This is a genomic window from Nocardioides islandensis, assembly GCF_015352455.1.
In the GTDB taxonomy this organism is placed as follows: domain Bacteria; phylum Actinomycetota; class Actinomycetes; order Propionibacteriales; family Nocardioidaceae; genus Nocardioides; species Nocardioides islandensis.
Genome location: NZ_JADKPN010000001.1, coordinates 699,609 through 715,286 on the forward strand (window position 1 = coordinate 699,609; position 15,678 = coordinate 715,286).

17 protein-coding genes and 3 tRNA genes are annotated in these 15,678 nt (G+C 71.6%); 11 read left to right on the forward strand and 9 right to left on the reverse strand.

What is annotated here, in order from left to right; genetic code table 11:
* Window positions 1–3 precede the first annotated feature (3 nt).
* Window positions 4–594: a hypothetical protein gene (locus ISU07_RS03375; RefSeq protein ID WP_194705301.1), complete on the forward strand. Its 591-nt coding sequence runs from the start codon at window positions 4–6 to the stop codon at window positions 592–594.
* Between the two features lie 4 nt (window positions 595–598).
* Here ISU07_RS03375 and ISU07_RS03380 read toward each other — a convergent pair whose 3' ends face one another.
* The 4 genes from ISU07_RS03380 to mobA form a co-directional block, all read right to left on the reverse strand.
* A complete protein-coding gene (locus ISU07_RS03380; RefSeq protein ID WP_194705302.1) occupies window positions 599–1,243 on the reverse strand; it encodes a bacterial proteasome activator family protein in 645 nt (214 codons plus the stop codon).
* Window positions 1,244–1,426: 183 nt separating this feature from the next.
* Window positions 1,427–2,407, reverse strand: a complete 981-nt coding sequence (locus ISU07_RS03385; protein WP_194705303.1) for an NAD(P)H-quinone oxidoreductase — start codon at window positions 2,405–2,407, stop codon at window positions 1,427–1,429.
* 95 nt (window positions 2,408–2,502) lie between these two features.
* Window positions 2,503–2,826, reverse strand: coding sequence for a DUF6457 domain-containing protein (locus tag ISU07_RS03390; RefSeq protein ID WP_194705304.1), 324 nt, complete (start codon window positions 2,824–2,826; stop codon window positions 2,503–2,505).
* 30 nt (window positions 2,827–2,856) lie between these two features.
* Window positions 2,857–3,489 (reverse strand): molybdenum cofactor guanylyltransferase, encoded by a 633-nt coding sequence (mobA, locus tag ISU07_RS03395; protein WP_194705305.1) that lies wholly within the window; start codon window positions 3,487–3,489, stop codon window positions 2,857–2,859.
* Between the two features lie 30 nt (window positions 3,490–3,519).
* Between mobA and ISU07_RS03400 the strand changes: the two genes are divergently transcribed.
* The 4 genes from ISU07_RS03400 (at window position 3,520) to ISU07_RS03415 (ending at window position 5,712) form a co-directional block, all read left to right on the forward strand.
* The gene (locus ISU07_RS03400) at window positions 3,520–4,275 is read left to right on the forward strand and encodes a carbon-nitrogen hydrolase family protein (protein WP_194705306.1); all 756 of its coding nucleotides are present in this window, start codon (window positions 3,520–3,522) and stop codon (window positions 4,273–4,275) included.
* Between the two features lie 34 nt (window positions 4,276–4,309).
* Window positions 4,310–5,353, forward strand: a complete 1,044-nt coding sequence (locus ISU07_RS03405) for a hypothetical protein (protein WP_194705307.1) — start codon at window positions 4,310–4,312, stop codon at window positions 5,351–5,353.
* Between the two features lie 10 nt (window positions 5,354–5,363).
* The gene (locus ISU07_RS03410) at window positions 5,364–5,594 is read left to right on the forward strand and encodes a biotin/lipoyl-binding carrier protein (protein WP_323742408.1); all 231 of its coding nucleotides are present in this window, start codon (window positions 5,364–5,366) and stop codon (window positions 5,592–5,594) included.
* Window positions 5,595–5,620: 26 nt separating this feature from the next.
* Window positions 5,621–5,712 (forward strand) — tRNA-Ser (locus ISU07_RS03415).
* Window positions 5,713–5,717: 5 nt separating this feature from the next.
* Here ISU07_RS03415 and ISU07_RS03420 read toward each other — a convergent pair.
* Window positions 5,718–6,077 (reverse strand): hypothetical protein, encoded by a 360-nt coding sequence (locus tag ISU07_RS03420; RefSeq protein WP_194705308.1) that lies wholly within the window; start codon window positions 6,075–6,077, stop codon window positions 5,718–5,720.
* 139 nt (window positions 6,078–6,216) lie between these two features.
* On the opposite strand from ISU07_RS03420, the gene ISU07_RS03425 reads away from it, so the two are divergent.
* The gene (locus ISU07_RS03425; protein ID WP_194705309.1) at window positions 6,217–6,663 is read left to right on the forward strand and encodes a hypothetical protein; all 447 of its coding nucleotides are present in this window, start codon (window positions 6,217–6,219) and stop codon (window positions 6,661–6,663) included.
* Between the two features lie 44 nt (window positions 6,664–6,707).
* Window positions 6,708–6,796, forward strand: a tRNA-Ser gene (locus tag ISU07_RS03430).
* A 486-nt stretch (window positions 6,797–7,282) separates the two neighbouring features.
* On the opposite strand, the gene ISU07_RS03435 is transcribed toward ISU07_RS03430, so the two are convergent.
* Both ISU07_RS03435 and ISU07_RS03440 read right to left on the reverse strand, forming a co-directional pair.
* A complete protein-coding gene (locus ISU07_RS03435; RefSeq protein ID WP_323742409.1) occupies window positions 7,283–8,296 on the reverse strand; it encodes a LuxR family transcriptional regulator in 1,014 nt (337 codons plus the stop codon).
* Window positions 8,297–8,399: 103 nt separating this feature from the next.
* Window positions 8,400–10,235, reverse strand: coding sequence for a phosphoenolpyruvate carboxykinase (GTP) (locus ISU07_RS03440; RefSeq protein WP_194705310.1), 1,836 nt, complete (start codon window positions 10,233–10,235; stop codon window positions 8,400–8,402).
* Window positions 10,236–10,635: 400 nt separating this feature from the next.
* Here ISU07_RS03440 and ISU07_RS03445 point away from each other — a divergent pair.
* The 4 genes from ISU07_RS03445 to ISU07_RS03460 all read left to right on the forward strand — a co-directional run bounded on the left by ISU07_RS03445 (window position 10,636) and on the right by ISU07_RS03460 (window position 12,643).
* Window positions 10,636–10,711, forward strand: a tRNA-Arg gene (locus tag ISU07_RS03445).
* A gap of 144 nt (window positions 10,712–10,855) precedes the next feature.
* Entirely contained in the window at window positions 10,856–11,062 is a 207-nt protein-coding gene (locus tag ISU07_RS03450) for a hypothetical protein (RefSeq protein WP_194705311.1), read from the forward strand.
* Entirely contained in the window at window positions 11,059–11,700 is a 642-nt protein-coding gene (locus ISU07_RS03455; protein WP_194705312.1) for a cytochrome b N-terminal domain-containing protein, read from the forward strand. Before ISU07_RS03450 ends, ISU07_RS03455 begins: the two co-directional genes overlap by 4 nt.
* Before the next feature lies 1 nt (window position 11,701).
* A complete protein-coding gene (locus ISU07_RS03460) occupies window positions 11,702–12,643 on the forward strand; it encodes a hypothetical protein (protein WP_194705313.1) in 942 nt (313 codons plus the stop codon).
* Window positions 12,644–12,709: 66 nt separating this feature from the next.
* Here the strand turns inward: ISU07_RS03460 and ISU07_RS03465 are convergent, their stop codons facing one another.
* Both ISU07_RS03465 and ISU07_RS03470 read right to left on the reverse strand, forming a co-directional pair.
* Entirely contained in the window at window positions 12,710–13,453 is a 744-nt protein-coding gene (locus ISU07_RS03465) for a class I SAM-dependent methyltransferase (RefSeq protein ID WP_194705314.1), read from the reverse strand.
* Window positions 13,443–15,623, reverse strand: a complete 2,181-nt coding sequence (locus tag ISU07_RS03470) for an acyltransferase family protein (RefSeq protein ID WP_194705315.1) — start codon at window positions 15,621–15,623, stop codon at window positions 13,443–13,445. Before ISU07_RS03470 ends, ISU07_RS03465 begins: the two co-directional genes overlap by 11 nt.
* Window positions 15,624–15,678: the final 55 nt, after the last annotated feature.

The following is a 15,678-nucleotide window of genomic DNA, read 5'->3' on the forward strand; positions in this document are numbered from 1 at the left end:
GCCATGCCCGGTCGTGCACGTCGTCTTCTCGTGGTCCTGCTCCTGGGCCTGATGACGGTCGTCGTCACCGACGGCAGCGCGCACGCCTGTGCCTGCAAGCAGCTGACGCTGCCGCAGAAGGTGAACAAGGCCAGCGCGGTGTTCTCCGGCGTGCTGACGATGGCGTCCGGACCGACGAACACCGGCAAGCGGCAGACCATGTCGTACGACGTGAAGGTCGACCGCGTCTACAAGGGCGACATCACCTCCGCCACGGTGACGGTCCGGTCGGAGGTCTCGGACTGCGGGCTGACCGGCATGAGCGCGGACAACCGCTACCTCTTCTTCGTGCGGGCCAGCGGCACGAACCTGCTCGCCAACGGCTGTGGCGGCACCGGACCGGCCACCAGTGCCAAGACCCAACGGCTGGTCGCCCTGCTCGGGCAGGGCAGCACGCCGATCCCGCCGACCCCGGAGAAGCCGACGTTCGAGCCGGTCTCCGGCGCCGACCCGGCGTCGCTGACCCGGCTGGCCGCTCCGGGCGCGGCGATGCTGGTCATCGGCCTGCTCGGCCTGATGGTGTTCGGCGCCCTCGGCCGCTCGCGGCGTACCTGACGAGCTACAGGTACATCCCGCCCGTACCGGGCCCCTGCTGCTCCGAATCCTCCTGCTGCCCCTCCTGGGGACCGCCAGGTCCGCCCGGCTGTCCGGCGATCTGCACGCCCGGCGGCAACGCTCGTCGGATCTGCTCGAACTGGGCGCGCGCCGCCATCTGCTGGGCGTAGATCGCGGTCTGGATGCCGTGGAACAGCCCCTCCAGCCACCCCACCAGCTGGGCCTGGGAGATCCGCAGCTCGGCGTCGGTCGGCGCCTCGGACCCGGTGAACGGCAGGGTCAGCCGCTCGAGCTCCTCGACGAGCTCGGGAGCGAGCCCGGACTCGAGCTCCTTGATCGACTGGCGGTAGATCTCCTTCAGGCGCTGGCGGCTGGCCTCGTCGAGCGGCGCCGCCTTCACCTCCTCCAGCAGCTGGCGGATCATGCTGCCGATCCGCATCACCTTGGCCGGCTGCTCGACCAGGCTGGTGAGGTCGGCCTCCTCGGGCTCCTCGCCGTCGCCCCGTCCCTCGAGCGCCGACGCGGGCACCGCGCCCACGGGCTGCCCGTCGGGGCCGACGATCACCACGTGTCCCGGCGGGACCTGCTGGGTCCCGTCCTGGACCTCGTCCTGGGACGCGTCGGCCTGCTCCGACTGCTGCTCGCTCATGACCTCACCCTAAGGCGTGCCTCCCTATCCCATGGCCTGCTGCGCGCCGCCCCGTCGGCACCTGGCTGCGTTGTCGTCAGTCGCCATGACTCCGTCATGTCTCCCTCCTCCGCCTTGCCAGGCACTCGACGGGACGACGCTCGCGACGGCCGAGGATAGGGAGGCACGCCTGATGCGCAGGCTTCAGGAGACCGTGAGGAGGACCTTTCCGCGTCCCTCGCCCGACTCCATGAGCGCGTGCGCCTGGGCGGCGTCGGCCAGCGGGTACGTCGCGCCGACCACCGGCCTGATGGTCCCGTCGGCGACCAGCGGCCACACGTGCTCGACCACCGATGCGCAGATCGCGGACTTCCCCTCGACCGGCCGCGACCGCAGCGCCGTGGAGATCACCGCGCCGCGCTTGCGCATCAGCACGCCGACGTCGAGCTCACCCTTGGTGCCGCCCTGCATGCCGATGATCACCAGCCGGCCCTCGGTCGCCAGCGCCTCGACGTTCCGGCCGAGGTACTTGGCTCCCATGTTGTCGAGGATGACGTCCGCGCCGTGCCCGTCGGTCGCGCCGAGCACCTCGGCCACGAAGTCCTGCTCGCGGTAGTCGATGGTGACCTCGGCGCCGAGCTCCTCGCACCAGGCGAGCTTCTCCGCGGAGCCGCCGGTCGTGATCACCCGCGCGCCCAGCGCCGAGGCGAGCTGGATCGCGAACGAGCCGATGCCGCCGGCGCCGCCGTGCACGAGGAACCAGTCCTCCGGCTGGAGCCGGGCGATCATGAAGACGTTCGACCAGACGGTGCACGCGACCTCGGGCAGGGCGGCCGCATCCGCGAGCGACACCCCGGCGGGCACGGGCATCAGCTGTCCTGCGGGGACCGCGACCTTCTCGGCGTACCCGCCCCCGGCCAGCAGCGCGCAGCACGCGTCGCCGACGTCCCAGCCGGTCACGCCCTCGCCGACCGCGGCGACGGTCCCGCTGCACTCGAGCCCGAGGACGTCGGAAGCACCGGGCGGCGGCGGGTAGAACCCCTGCCGTTGCAGCAGGTCCGCCCGGTTGATGGCGGTCGCCGCGACGTCGAGGACCACCTGGCCCGGACCCGCTGTGGGGTCGGGTACGTCGGCGAGCTCCAGCACCTCGGGCCCGCCGGGGCCCGACGCCACGATGGCGCGCACCTAGTGGTCACCACCAGGTACGGCGGCGCTCCGGCGCCTTGCGATGCGCGCACCCGGAGCACGGGTCACGCGCGACGTACGCCTGGCGGCAACCACTAGTCGTCGAACGCGTCGTCGGTGTGGTCGACCGTGCTGTCGTCGGGGACCTCGTCGTCGATGTCGACCGGGTCGGGCGCCGTCGACGGGCGGTCCCAGCCCTCGGCCAGTGCCTGGGCTCGTGCGGCGAGCTTCTCCACGCCGACGGGGTCGGCCTCCTGGAGGCCGGCGGCGTAGCCCAGCAGGTAGGTGCTGATCGGCGCGGCTTTCCTGACCACGTTGTCCGCCACGACCTTCGCCAGGTCCAGCACCAGTCCCTCGTCCACCTCGGTGTCGATGTCGAGGACGTCGCACAGCTCGTCGATCCAGTCGTGCAGGTTCACGGGCCCATCATGCTCACCTCGGCGGGACCTTCAAGCCCCCGGGTCACTCCTGGCGGTGATGTCGCCCGGAACGTCGACGTCCTGGGCCTCCTCGCCGAGGGCGGGTACGTCGGCCAGGTCCAGCCGCGCCCACAGGTCCCGCACCGCCGCGCCCTCGGTCCGCTCCGGCCGCACGGCCTCCAGCGCGTCCGCCCGGACCGCCATCGCCAGGTGCCGTCGCCCCCCGTCGGTGAGCACCGCGCCGTCGTACCCCTCCACCCCCTCGACCAGCCGCGCCACCGTCCCCGCGGTCACCCCCGGCATGTCCACCGCCAGCACGACGATCGGGGTAGTCCGGTGTGTTTGGGCTGTCTCCGACGGCGAACCACGACCCAAACGCACCGGAGTATCCCGCCACAGCGCGTCCAGACCCGCGTACGTCGCGGCGACCGGTCCGCCGTACGCCGGCGACTCGCGGGTCCACAGGAGCGGGACGGGGGACGCGACCGGGCGTTCGTCGCCGACGACCACCACGGCCGAGGCGCCGGCGACGGCGGACAGGGCACGGTCGAGGAGCGAGCGGCCGGCCACCTGGACGGCGGCCTTGTCGCGGCCGCCGAGCCGGGTACCCCGGCCGCCGGCCAGCACGATGGCGACGTACGGCACCCCAGGAGTCTCGCGCACGGGCAGACGGGGACGGGCAGACTGGTCGTCATGCGCGTCACCCTCGTCCAGGAAGCCTCGACCCTCGACCCCGCCGAGAACCGTGACCGGCTGGAGGGGCTGACACCCGAGGGCAGCGACCTGGTGGTGTTCCCCGAGGCCTTCGCGCGCGACTTCGGCGAGCCCGGCGCCGACCTCAGCGCAGCGGCCGAGTCGGTCGACGGGCCGTTCGCCACCGAGGTGGAGCGGGTCGCCAAGGAGCGCGGCACGACGGTGCTCGCCGGCATGTTCGAGGCGGCCGACGACCCGAAGCGGCCGGTGAACACCCTGGTGCTGCGCGGGGCTGCGCGGGCCGACTACCGCAAGATCCACCTGTACGACTCGTTCGGCTACCGCGAGTCCGACAGCGTGACCGCGGGTCCACTGACCACGACCGTCGTCGACCTGGCGGGGTTCCGGCTGGGCCTGATGACCTGCTACGACCTGCGCTTCCCCGAGCTCGCCCGGGCGCTGGTCGCCGACGGCGCCGACGTGCTCGTCGTCCCCGCCGCGTGGGTGGCCGGCCCGCGCAAGGTCGACCACTGGACCACGCTGGCCCGCGCCCGCGCGATCGAGAACACGGCGTACGTCGTGGCCGTCGGCCAGCCCGCTCCCCGGTACACCGGCCACTCGATCGTCGTCGACCCGCTCGGCGAGGTGCTGGCCGAGGCGGGGCAGGACGCGACGACCCTCACCGTCGACCTCGACCCGGACGTGGTGGCCGCGGCGCGACGCACCAATCCCTCCCTGGCGAACCGGCGTCTGTGACGCCCCGACCGACCACCGGCTAGCCTTCGCGCCCGTGTCCACGACCGCCCCCCGTCGCCGCGCCGAGCGGCCCAGCCGGCGCTCCCGGCTGCGTCCGGGGCGCCGTGCCGGGCTGACGTTGTGGCTGCTGATCCTGCTCGGTGGTCTGGTCGCGCTCGGGGTCGCCGCGGCGCCCGACCCTCCGCCGTACGTCGGCGAGGCCGGCGGCGTCGCCATCGCGGTCGCCTTCACCGCGGGCCTGGTGTCGCGGACCGGCGGACGGACGTTCGTGTACGGCGGCCTCGCACTCGGCCTCGGTGTCGCCGCGGTGGTGGCCGACGAGCCGATGCTGCGCACCGGGGCCGCCCTGATGACCTGCGTGGTCACCGCGGTCTTCGCGGTGATGGTGACCGTGCCGGCGGTGACGGTGCTGCAGGCGGTGCGCGAGGCGGTGGTCGCGATGCTGGTCGGGCTCGTGGGCGCGGCCGGGGTCGTCGGTCTCGAGCCGACGCTCAGCCTGAGCCGGTTCGCGTACACCACGCTGGCCGCGTCGCTCGTCCTGTGCCTGCTCGTGGTGTTCCGCCTGGGCGCGGGTCTGCACGGCCTGGGGCGGCGCGGGCTGCTGGTCGTGGTGACCGGCAGCGTGCTGCTCGCGGTGACGCTGGCCTACGCGGAGGTGCTGCGCCGGTACGGCGCCCCGGACCTGGTCGACGCCCTGCTCGACGGCCGCCGGTGGGCGCTGGACAACCTCGAGGGCGCCCCGCGGCCGGTGCAGGCGCTGCTGGGCGTGCCGGCGATCGTCTGGGGCACCCACATGCGCGCCCGCCGCCGCCAGGGCTGGTGGGTGTGCGCGTTCGGCGTGACCGCCGCCGCCCAGGTGACGCACACGTTCCTGGACCCGTCGCTGACCCTGCTGAACGCCGGCCTCACCACGGCGTACTCCCTCGTCGTCGGCGTCCTCCTCGGCATCGTCATCATCCGGCTGGACCTCCTCGTCACCGGCGACGGCCGCCGGCGGGCCCACGGTCGCCGCGCCCGCACCGAGGACAGCGGCTCCTCGCTGCGCCCCGAGCCGGGCCGCACGCAGCCACTCTTGTAGGTTCGGACCCGTGGCCAGGGAGCAGCGCGTCGAGATCCTCGCGGAGATGGTCGCGAACGTCATCGAGCTCGTCGTCGAGGTCGGCGACGCGGTCGCCGTGGGCGACACGGTGATCCTGCTGGAGTCGATGAAGATGGAGATCCCGGTCATCTCCGAGCACACGGGCACGGTCAGCGCCCTCAAGGTCGCCGCCGGGGACGTCGTCCAGGAGGGCGACCCGCTCGTCGAGCTGACCTTCTAGACTCACCGAGTCCGCGGCGCGGACACGGAGGGGTGCCGGAGTGGCCGATCGGAACCGCCTTGAAAGCGGTCGCTGGCAGAGATGTCAGCCGCGGGTTCGAATCCCGCCCCCTCTGCCACGTCCCTACTCGGAGCCGCCGATCTCCAGCTCCACCTCGTCGTAGGCGAGGTCGTGCTCGCGCTGCAGGTGGTGGTCGATGTCGGCGAGCAGCCGCTTGAGGCCGTCGCGCACCTCGTCGACGTCCGGGTGCTCCAGCACCATCGGGCCGAACTCCGCCAGCCGGCGCAGCAACACCGCGCGCTCGCGGGCCGACCGGCCGTGGCGGGCGGAGAGCCAGCTGTCGTCGGGGTGCTGGCGCTCACGCTGGAGCACGTCGCGCACCGGGACCATGCCGCGCCGTACGGTCCACCGCCAGCTGGTCGCGTCCGTGGGCGCGTCGAGGGCGTCGTGGAGCCCGGCAAGGGCGGCGGCAGCGTGGGTCATTGGGGGGCCTCCGCGAGCAGGCGTCTGAAGCGGTGACTGGGGCTATGAGTCTCGCTCGGCACCCACCGTCCGGACAAGGCGCGTGGGCGAACTCGGCAAGAATTGCGGTAATCGCGTCCTCTCGCGGTTGAATCCGCGCGTGGACGGCGTCACCGAGTACCGCTTGGCGCCCGCCGTCGTGCTCCGCGTGGCCGGTGCGGCGCTGGTGGGCGTCGCCGTGCTCGTAGTGCTGCTGTCGGTCGTCACGGGTCTGGCCGGCTGGCCGTTCTGGCCGGTGGCCCTGGTCGCGCTCGTGGGGCTCGGCGTGATCGCCGGAGGGGTGTGGTGGGCCACCCGGAGGACGTACGTCGTCCGCCTGGACGCGCTCGGGTACGACGTCCGCCTGGTCCGGGGCGCCGGGGCCAAGCGCGCCCGCTGGGTCGACGTGGCCGAGGTGGCGACCGCCGAGGTGCACCGCTCGCCGGCGCTGGTCGTGTCGCTGCGGGACGGGCGGACGACGACCATCCCCGTGGCCCTGCTGGCCGGCGACCGCGACGAGTTCGCCAACCGCCTCCGCACGCTGCTCCAGCAGGCCCGACGCGCCTGATTCGGCGTGCGCCGACCGGTCCTTGTAGCCTGTCTGCGCGTTGAGGAGGCGTCGCCTAGTCCGGTCTATGGCGCCCGCCTGCTAAGCGGGTTGAGGGTCAAACCTCTCGCGGGTTCAAATCCCGCCGCCTCCGCCGACGAGTCGGTCCTCCCAGCCCGGTTGACGGGGCTGTCCGAGGGCCGACTCGGGCGCGCGCCGACCGGACTGCAGAAACTTGCATTGCAAGTTCATGAGCCAGGCCTGGGGCTGACTAGACCAGCCGGGTCCAGCAGACTGACGGTTCGGAGGGCGGTCCCGGACACACGAAGGTGGGAGCACACGGATGAGACTTATTCGCAAGGCGGCGATCCTCGCGGCAGCGGCCGCGATGACGATCGGTGTCGGAGTGAGCTCTCCGGCGAGCGCGCAGGACACCGGGTGGGACTGCCCCGGCTGCAGCGCCAGGATCGGCCACTGACACCACCGGGCAGCATCACAACTCCACACGCTTGAGACGGGAGACCCGGCCGCCCCCCATGGCCGGCCTCCTCATGGCCACCCCCCCGGCCTGTCTCATGAACGAGGGCAGTGCCATGGGCGCTGCCCTCGTTATATTTCCCGCCGTACGGCGAGACCGGGGCTAGGACTCCGAGCCTCCGCCCTTGGGCTCGTTGCCGGAGATGCCCAGCCGGCCCATCGTGTAGCCGAGCTGGAAGCGGGTCTCGGCTTCGTACTCGTCCTTGAGGTCGGCGATGTACCCGGCGTACGTGCGGGGGCTGACGCCCAGCCGCTTGGCGCTGGCCGGGTCGGCGTGGCCCTCGATGAGCATCCGGATGGTCATCTGGCGCTGCTCCAGCGCGATGTCGCGCTGGTCGGCGCTGCCGCGGTTGGTGAACGGGCGACCGCGCTCCCAGGTGCGCTCGAACATGTCGACGAGGTAGGCCAGCAGGTTCGGCTCGCGGATCACCATCGCGGTCGCAGGGCCGCCGGCTCCGGGGATCACCGCGATCCGGCGGTCGATGATGATGATGCGGTTGAAGAACTCGTCGAGCGTGCGCACCTCGGCGCCCAGCTCGGTGACCAGCGCGACGTACTTGTGCGTGGTGGTGCTCCGCCGCGCGCTGTGCTGGTAGAGCGTGCGCATCCGTACGCCGCGCTCGAGCGCGGCCTTGTCGCGGCGGGCGGCCTCGTCGATGGTCGCCCCGTCGCGCAGGCCCTGCGGCTGCGCGGTGAGCAGCTCCTCCTCGGCGTCGGCGACGCTGGCGACCAGGAAGGCGCCGATCGCATCGGGACCGCGGATCTCGGTCAGCGGGCCGCGGTCGGTGTGGCCGGAGCGCCGCCACGTCTGGGCCAGCCCGGAGAACGCCCGCGCCCACTGCCCGGACTCGGTGAGGAGCTCGGCCCCGCGCGTGCCCATCGGCGTGACCACCTGGGCCTGGACGGTGCTCGGGTCGACCGCGTGCCAGAGGTCCTCCGCGCGGTCGAGGGTGACGAGGTTCAGCCGGACGAGGAGGTCGAAGGCGGCCTTCGACTCCGCGTCTCCCGTGATCCGGGGGTCGTCGTCCTTGATGCCTCCTGAGGTGACGACAACCTCGAACAGCTCCGTTGCGCGAGTCTCGAAGACCGCACGGTCCTCGGGACCGTAGTGCGGCACCCACATCCCCTTCCCTTGGCCCCCGAACGGGATCATGGCACACCCGGATGTGCGGAGACCCGGAACGGCCGGGGCCGCTCCGGGTCTCCGGAAGAGGTGGTCGTCAGGCGCCCAGGCGGGCCTTCAGGCCGTCCAGCTCGGTCCACAGGACGGCGGGCAGCTGCTCGCCGAACTTCTCGAACCACTCCTGGATCTGGGGCAGCTCGGCCTTCCACTCCTCGACGTCGACACGCAGCGCCTCCTCGACCTGCTCGGGCGTCATGTCGAGCCCGTCGGTGTCGAGGGACCCCGGTGCGGGGACGTGACCGATCGGGGTCTCGACGGCGGCGGCCTGGCCCTCGATGCGCTCCACGACCCACTTGAGGACGCGGCTGTTCTCGCCGAAGCCCGGCCACAGGAAGTCGCCATCCTGGTCGCGGCGGAACCAGTTGACGTAGAAGATCCTCGGCAGCTTGGAGGCGTCGTTGTTCTTGCCGACCTCGATCCAGTGGTTGAAGTAGTCACCGGCGTGGTAGCCGATGAAGGGCAGCATCGCCATCGGGTCGCGGCGGACGACGCCGACCTGGCCGACCGCGGCCGCCGTGGTCTCCGAGGAGAGCGTGGCGCCCATGAAGGTGCCGTGCACCCAGTCGCGGGCCTCGGTGACCAGCGGGATCGTGGTCTTGCGGCGACCACCGAAGAGGATGGCGTCGATCGGCACGCCGCGCGGGTCGTCGTACTCGGGCGCCAGGATCGGGCACTGCTTGATCGGCGTGCAGTAGCGGCTGTTGGGGTGGCTGGACAGCTCCCCTTGTTGTCCTGCGTCGGGGGTCCAGTCCTCGCCCTTCCAAGAAACAGCGTGGGCCGGCATGTTCTCCATGCCCTCCCACCAGATGTCGCCGTCGTCGGTGAGCGCGACGTTGGTGAACACCGAGTTGCCCCGGTTGATCGTCTTCATCGCGTTGGGGTTGGTGTGCTCGTTGGTGCCCGGCGCGACGCCGAAGAACCCGTACTCCGGGTTGACGGCCCACAGCCGGCCGTCCTCGCCGATCCGCATCCAGGCGATGTCGTCGCCGATGGACTCGACCTTCCAGCCCGGGATGGTCGGCGCCAGCATGGCCAGGTTGGTCTTGCCGCACGCGCTCGGGAACGCCGCGGCGACGTACTTCGTGACGCCCTGCGGGCTGGTCAGCTTGAGGATCAGCATGTGCTCGGCGAGCCAGCCCTCGTCGCGGGCCATCACGCTGGCGATGCGCAGGGCGTAGCACTTCTTGCCGAGCAGCGAGTTGCCGCCGTAGCCGGAGCCGAACGACCAGATGGCCCGCTCCTCGGGGAACTGCACGATGTACTTGGTGTCGTTGCACGGCCACGGCACGTCGGCCTGGCCGGGCTCGAGCGGCATGCCGACCGAGTGCAGGGCGGGCACGAAGGGAGCGTCCAGCTCCTCCATCCGGCGCAGCACGTGCGTGCCCATGCGAGCCATGACGCGCATCGAGGCGGTGACGTACGCCGAGTCGGTGATCTCCACGCCGAACATCGGCTTCTCGGCCTCGAGGTGGCCCATCACGAACGGGATGACGTACATCGTGCGGCCCTTCATGCAGCCGGCGTACAGCCCGCGCATGAGGTCCTTCATCTCGCTGGGGTCCATCCAGTTGTTGGTGGGCCCGGCGTCCTTCTCGTCGACGCTGCAGATGTAGGTGCGGTCCTCGACCCGCGCCACGTCCGTGGGGTCGGTCCGTGCGTAGAAGCTGTTGGGCTTCTTGGCGGGGTCGAGCCGGGTGAAGGTGCCGGAGGCGACGAGCGCGTCGGTGAGCTCGGTCCACTCCTCGTCGGAGCCCGTGCACCAGTGGATGCGGTCCGGGGTGGTCATCGCCGCGACCTCGCTGACGAAGTCGAGGATGCCCTGATGGGTGGTCGCCCCGTTGATGGTCGGCGCCTGCGTCTCGGCAGTAGTCATAGGTGGTGTCCCTCTCGAGCCTGCGGTCGTCCGCGCTGTGGAATAAGTCGGGATCGCCCCCGACGACGGTGTCGGCCAGGAGTTCCGGGCGAGTAGTGCCCGCGAGGCTACCCACGCTCTCCCGTCTCACCTATTGGATCGATCAACGGTCTGTGGCCCGGGTCACGTGGGCCTCGTCGAGCATTCCCGACGGCAGTTCGCGCATCGTGGCAGCGGCGTTCAGGCTCAGACCTTGCTGCACCGTCGCGAACTGCAGTGGTGACCGGCAGCCGCGAAGGCCGACCCCGGTCCGACAGTCAGACGACGGGCGCTCGCTCGGTTTCCGCTCTGATTTCAGCGCTCTCCGAGGGGTCGGCTATCCTCGACCAGTCGTCTGGCCGGACTGAACGGTCTGCGACAGGCGCCCGTAGCTCAACGGATAGAGCATCTGACTACGGATCAGAAGGTTTGGGGTTCGAATCCCTACGGGCGCGCCACGCCATGCTGTCGCGACCACACGGATCATCGTCGGGACGAAGGATGCCCAGGTAGGGCCAAAGGACCCTGGGCACGTCGTGTGACCTGGATCACGCTGAGGGGTATCCGGACGCCATCAGGCGCCCCTGATGCAGGGGGTCGGGATGCCACTCATCGCTGCTTTCCCCACGTCGGCGATGGCCGCGGCGGGGCACTATCTCCACTGGGGCGTGCTCAGCGTCAGCACCACCAATCTGCTCATCGTCATCGCCATGCTGGTGCTCTTCGGTCTCGCCCTGGTCGTGCCGTTCCCCGGACACCGCAGGAAGGCGAACTCGACTGTCGACCGAGCTGACGGCGGTGCGTCATGACCACCGTGCCACGCGCGGTCGCACCGCCCCCCGACGACGCCAGCTGGACAGTCCGCCTCCGCGGGCGGATCGGAGGGTTGGTGCCCGCGGGCGAGGCCCTTCCCGACAGCCAGCCGTCGTACGTCTCGTCGTGGATCTACGTGTTCGGTGTGCTCACCCTGGCCGCCCTGACGGTCGTGCTCGGGTCCGGCATCGTGCTGACCCTCGGGGGCTCGGACTGGTGGCACGCCTCGTCGGTGGGCCATTTCGTGAACTCACTCCACCTCTGGAGCGTGGAGCTGTTCTTCATGTTCATGGTGATCCACCTGTGGGGGAAGTTCTGGATGGCCGCGTGGCGCGGCCGGCGCACGATGACCTGGGTCACCGGCGTCGTCGCGTTCGTCGCCTCGATCGGCACGGCGTTCACGGGCTACCTGTCGCAGTCCAACTTCGACTCGCAGTGGATCGGCGCCGAGGGCAAGGACGGCATCAACGCGATCGGAGCCGGGGCCTTCTTCAACGTGCTGAACCCGGGACAGATGCTGCTCTGGCACGTGGTGCTGCTCCCCCTCGTCGTGGGCGCTCTGACCGTCATCCACATCCTGCTCGTCCGGCGCCACGGCGTCGTGCCGCCCATCGACGCCACTGAGGGTGACTGACATGACCATGACCCGGCCCCCGAGCACCCCCGACGCGCATGACTTCTCCAAGCGCCCCTACGACCTGGTCAAGGAGTTCGTGATCGCCCTGACCGTCGTCAGCCTCCTCACCGTCGTCCTGGCTGCGGTCTTCTCGTCTCCGGACGAGCCGGCGATCACCATGTCCGCTTGGGCCCAGGCAGACCCGGCCGACGTGGTCGCGACCGCCACCGGCGAGCTGGCCGGCACCACGACCAGCGCCACCTACGGCGCCCCGTACAACCACAATGCCGACGGCCAGAGCGTCCTCGGCATCCCGCTGCAGAAGATGGGTGGCGTCCGCATCCCGGTCGACAGCGCCGAGCTGGTTCTGCAGCCCCTCACCGACCAGGTCGGCGACGCCGCCCTGACCGACGCCCTCACGCAGTGGCAGTCGGCAACACCGAGCCAGCGCACGGCGTGGGCGACTGCGTACGCCGACGCCCTCGCCGTCGCCCCGGACGGGGACCCCGCCCAGGCGCCCGCGGGGGAGTACGGACCGGTGCCGAACCTGACGGCAGCCTTCCTCGACGTGGCTCGGTCGGGTTACCTCGAGGGGTCGCTCACCTCGTCGGGCAACTTCTACGGCGGTGACCAGACCAGGAGTCTGCTCCTGCTCTCCGATGGCGCCTACCTGGAGGACCGCGCCGTCGCCCAACAGCTCGGCGGCGACCAGTGGGGCATGATGAACGAGACCGGCAACTACCCCGGCCAACCCTGGATGTGGCTCTACACGTTCTGGTACCAGGTCCGGCCATTCTCCACATCTGAGAACGCGGACGCCCAGGTCTGGGCGCTGATGATGCTGCTGACACTCGCACTGATGTTCCTGCCGCTCATCCCCGGCGTACGCGACATCCCGCGCTGGGTTCCGGTGCACCGGCTGATCTGGCGCGACTACTACCGGACCCATCCACGGGCGTAGCACGGCTCGTGCGTCCACGTGCCTGGCTACTGACGCACGCCTACGGGCGCGGACTTCGTGGCCGGCCTACAGCCGAGTGGCCTTGAAGGTGAGGTTCCCCATGAGCTGGGGCTGCCCGACGCGGTAGACCAGGGAGGTGTAGCGGGCGGCGAGCTTCTTGGTGGGCCCCGGCAGGTAGGGCTCGTACATGGCGGGCAGGTCCCAGTACCGGAAGGACAACGACGTGAAGCCGGCCGCGCGCAGGTGACGGCTGATCGCGCGAGCCGTGTTCAGCCGGTACTCCGTGGCGAAGTGGTAGGCGCCCACCTGCTCGGCCGGCCTGAGCCGGGGCAGCAGCCGGTCGGCCACGTGGAGCCGGGTCGTGATCCAGGTGGACAGCCCGAAGTAGTGCCACTTGTTGACGGTCATCCCCAGCAGCACACCGCCCGGCCGCACGACCGCGGCGCACGCGTCGGTGAACGCCCGCGGGTGTGCGACGTGCTCCAGCACGAAGACCGAGAACGCGAGGTCGAACGGCGCCGGCGCGGTGGCGGCGTAGTCCTCGAGCGAGAGGTGGTGCCGTTCGTCGACGTCCCGGTTGTCCAGGATGGAGACGTCCGGGTCGACGCCGACGAGGTGGGCGGCACGCTCACGGACCTGGTTGAGGGGTCCGGACAGGTTGTTCCCTGCGCCGATGTTGAGCACCCGAGCGTCCGCGGGGCAGCTCTGTCGCACCCAGCGGGCGAAGTGCGCCACCGGGGACCGCGGGGGCAGGGTGGCGAGGACGGAGAGCGGCAGTGCCGGCGCCGTCGGGGTCGGTTCAGGAGTCATGGGACAGCTGCCTCTCGTCGCGGCGCGCTCGGGCGTAGAGGCGCTCGAGGTCGGGGGCCAGCGCGGCGGACCACGCGGCCGAGACGTGGGCGTCGTCCATGAACGTCATGGTTCGGTCGACGACGAGAGGGCAGCGCCCGCGGACGCAGACCAGGCCGACGGTGTCGACGTACCCTGCCCCGGTCCGCTGGGCGACGATCCGGGTGGCCTCGTTGGCCTCGGCCAGGCCGTCGTGCGGAGTGCCGATGCAGTCAGCGAGCCGGGAGTCGGGATCCGTGAGGCAGTCGACCGGGTCGAAGCCGAAGTCGGGGGTGTCCGCGAGCACGACCACGGATCCGCTCAGCTGCTCGAGCCGCTCGAGCGTGCGCCCGACCCCCGCGGCCCACGTGCCGGCGAGGTCGAGCCCCGGTGCGGACCGCAACCGGTCGGAGGTGGCCTCCGAACCGACCAGGACCATGTCCGGGCGCACGTCCTGGATGTAGTCGAGGGCCCACTCCCGGAACCGGGTGCACTGCCAGAAGTCGGCCCCACCGCCGTCGACGACCGGGACGTCGAAGGGCGGGCAGCCCAGCTTGATCAGCGGGAGGACCCGGAGCCCCTCCGCGCGACCGATGAGGTCGACGGCCGGCATCCACTCGCCGGCCTGGGAGTCGCCCAGCACGACGATCGTCGTGGTCGCGGTGACCTCGCCCACCGGGCAGACCTTCGTCGACGTCTCGGCAGGGTCCACGATGCACTCCGGCGGCAGTCGGAAGACCTTCTCGGGCTGCCGCGGCACGTTGGTCAGGGGGAAGGGCACCGGTGCGCCGGAGTCGGCCACCTCCAGGGCCTCGGTCAACCGCTCGGGGAGCGACCTGGCCGGCACGCTCGGCCGCCCGTTCGACATGGAGCCGCGTCCCCCATGTCCCCGTCGCGTCGGCCTGGTCGGTTCCGGGCCGGGCACCAGCACGGACGACTGGTCGAGGCCCTCGCCGGACATCCGGTCCCGCAGCAGGCGGTCGGCGTGGTGCTGAGCACCGACGGCGGCGACCAGCACGGCCCCGACGGTGATCGGCCACAGGAGCAGTGCCCGTCGCCCCGTACGCAGCCGCGCGTTCCTGCGCACCGGGTTCTCCACCAGGTGGTACGTCGTGAAGGCTGCGGCGAGCGTGAGGGCCAGCAACACTGCGGTCCGGCCGGGGCCTGGGGGCCAGGACAGCCACTCCGGGCCGAGCACGAGGAGCGGCCAGTGCCACAGGTACAAGGAGTACGACAGGTCGCCCAGCCACGGCAGGGGCTGGAGGCACAGGAGGCGGGTCGCGCCGCCCGGGTGTGCCGTCCCTGCCGCGACGAGCGCTGCGGTGCCGAGCACCGGGACCAGCGCGCGCCAGCCCGGGAAGGCGGAGGAGGCATCGAACCCGGCAGCGGCTGCTGCGAGCACCAGCAGGCCGCCGGCGCCGAGGACCCGGCGTGACGCGGGACCGAGCCGCGACAAGCGCGGCTCGTGGACCGCGAGCAGCGCGCCGGTCGCGAGCTCCCAGCCGCGGGCCGGCGAGGAGTAGTAGGCGGCCGCCGGTGCGTGCGCGGTGAGGACCAGGGACCAGGCCAGCGAAGCGCCGAGCAGCGCCCCCACCAACCAGGTCAGGCCCCGTGAGCCGCTGGGCCCGTGCCCGTGGCCGTGGCGCCGAGCGATGACGAGGACAGAGGCCGCGAGGAGCGGCGGCCACACGAGGTAGAACTGCTCCTCCACCGCCAACGACCAGAAGTGCTGGAGCGGTGACGTCTCCCGGCCCCACGCGAAGTAGTCGGCGCCCTCGCGCGAGAAGTGGACGTTCGCGGCGAAGAACGCCGACCAGGCGGCGTCCACGCGCAGCCGCTGCACCCGGGACGCGGACAGCTCGACGGCGGCGTACGTCAGGGTGGCCAGGACCACCACGGTGGCGGCCGGCAGGATCCGACGAGCCCGCCGGGCGTAGAACTCCCCGATCCGGACGCGGCCGGTCGCCTGTGCCTCACGCACCAGCAGCAGGGTGATCAGGTACCCCGAGACGACGAAGAAGACGTCGACGCCGACGAACCCTCCCGGGAGCCAGGCGGCTCCGGCGTGGTCGGCAAGCACGAGGAGGACGGCCACGGCCCGCAGGCCCTGGATGTCGCGCCGGTGCTCGAGCCTCACCCCTCCGGTGACCACCATCTGCTCCTTCCGTCGCCGCCGCTGGACCAGCGGCGGGTCCGAGCCTCGGCGC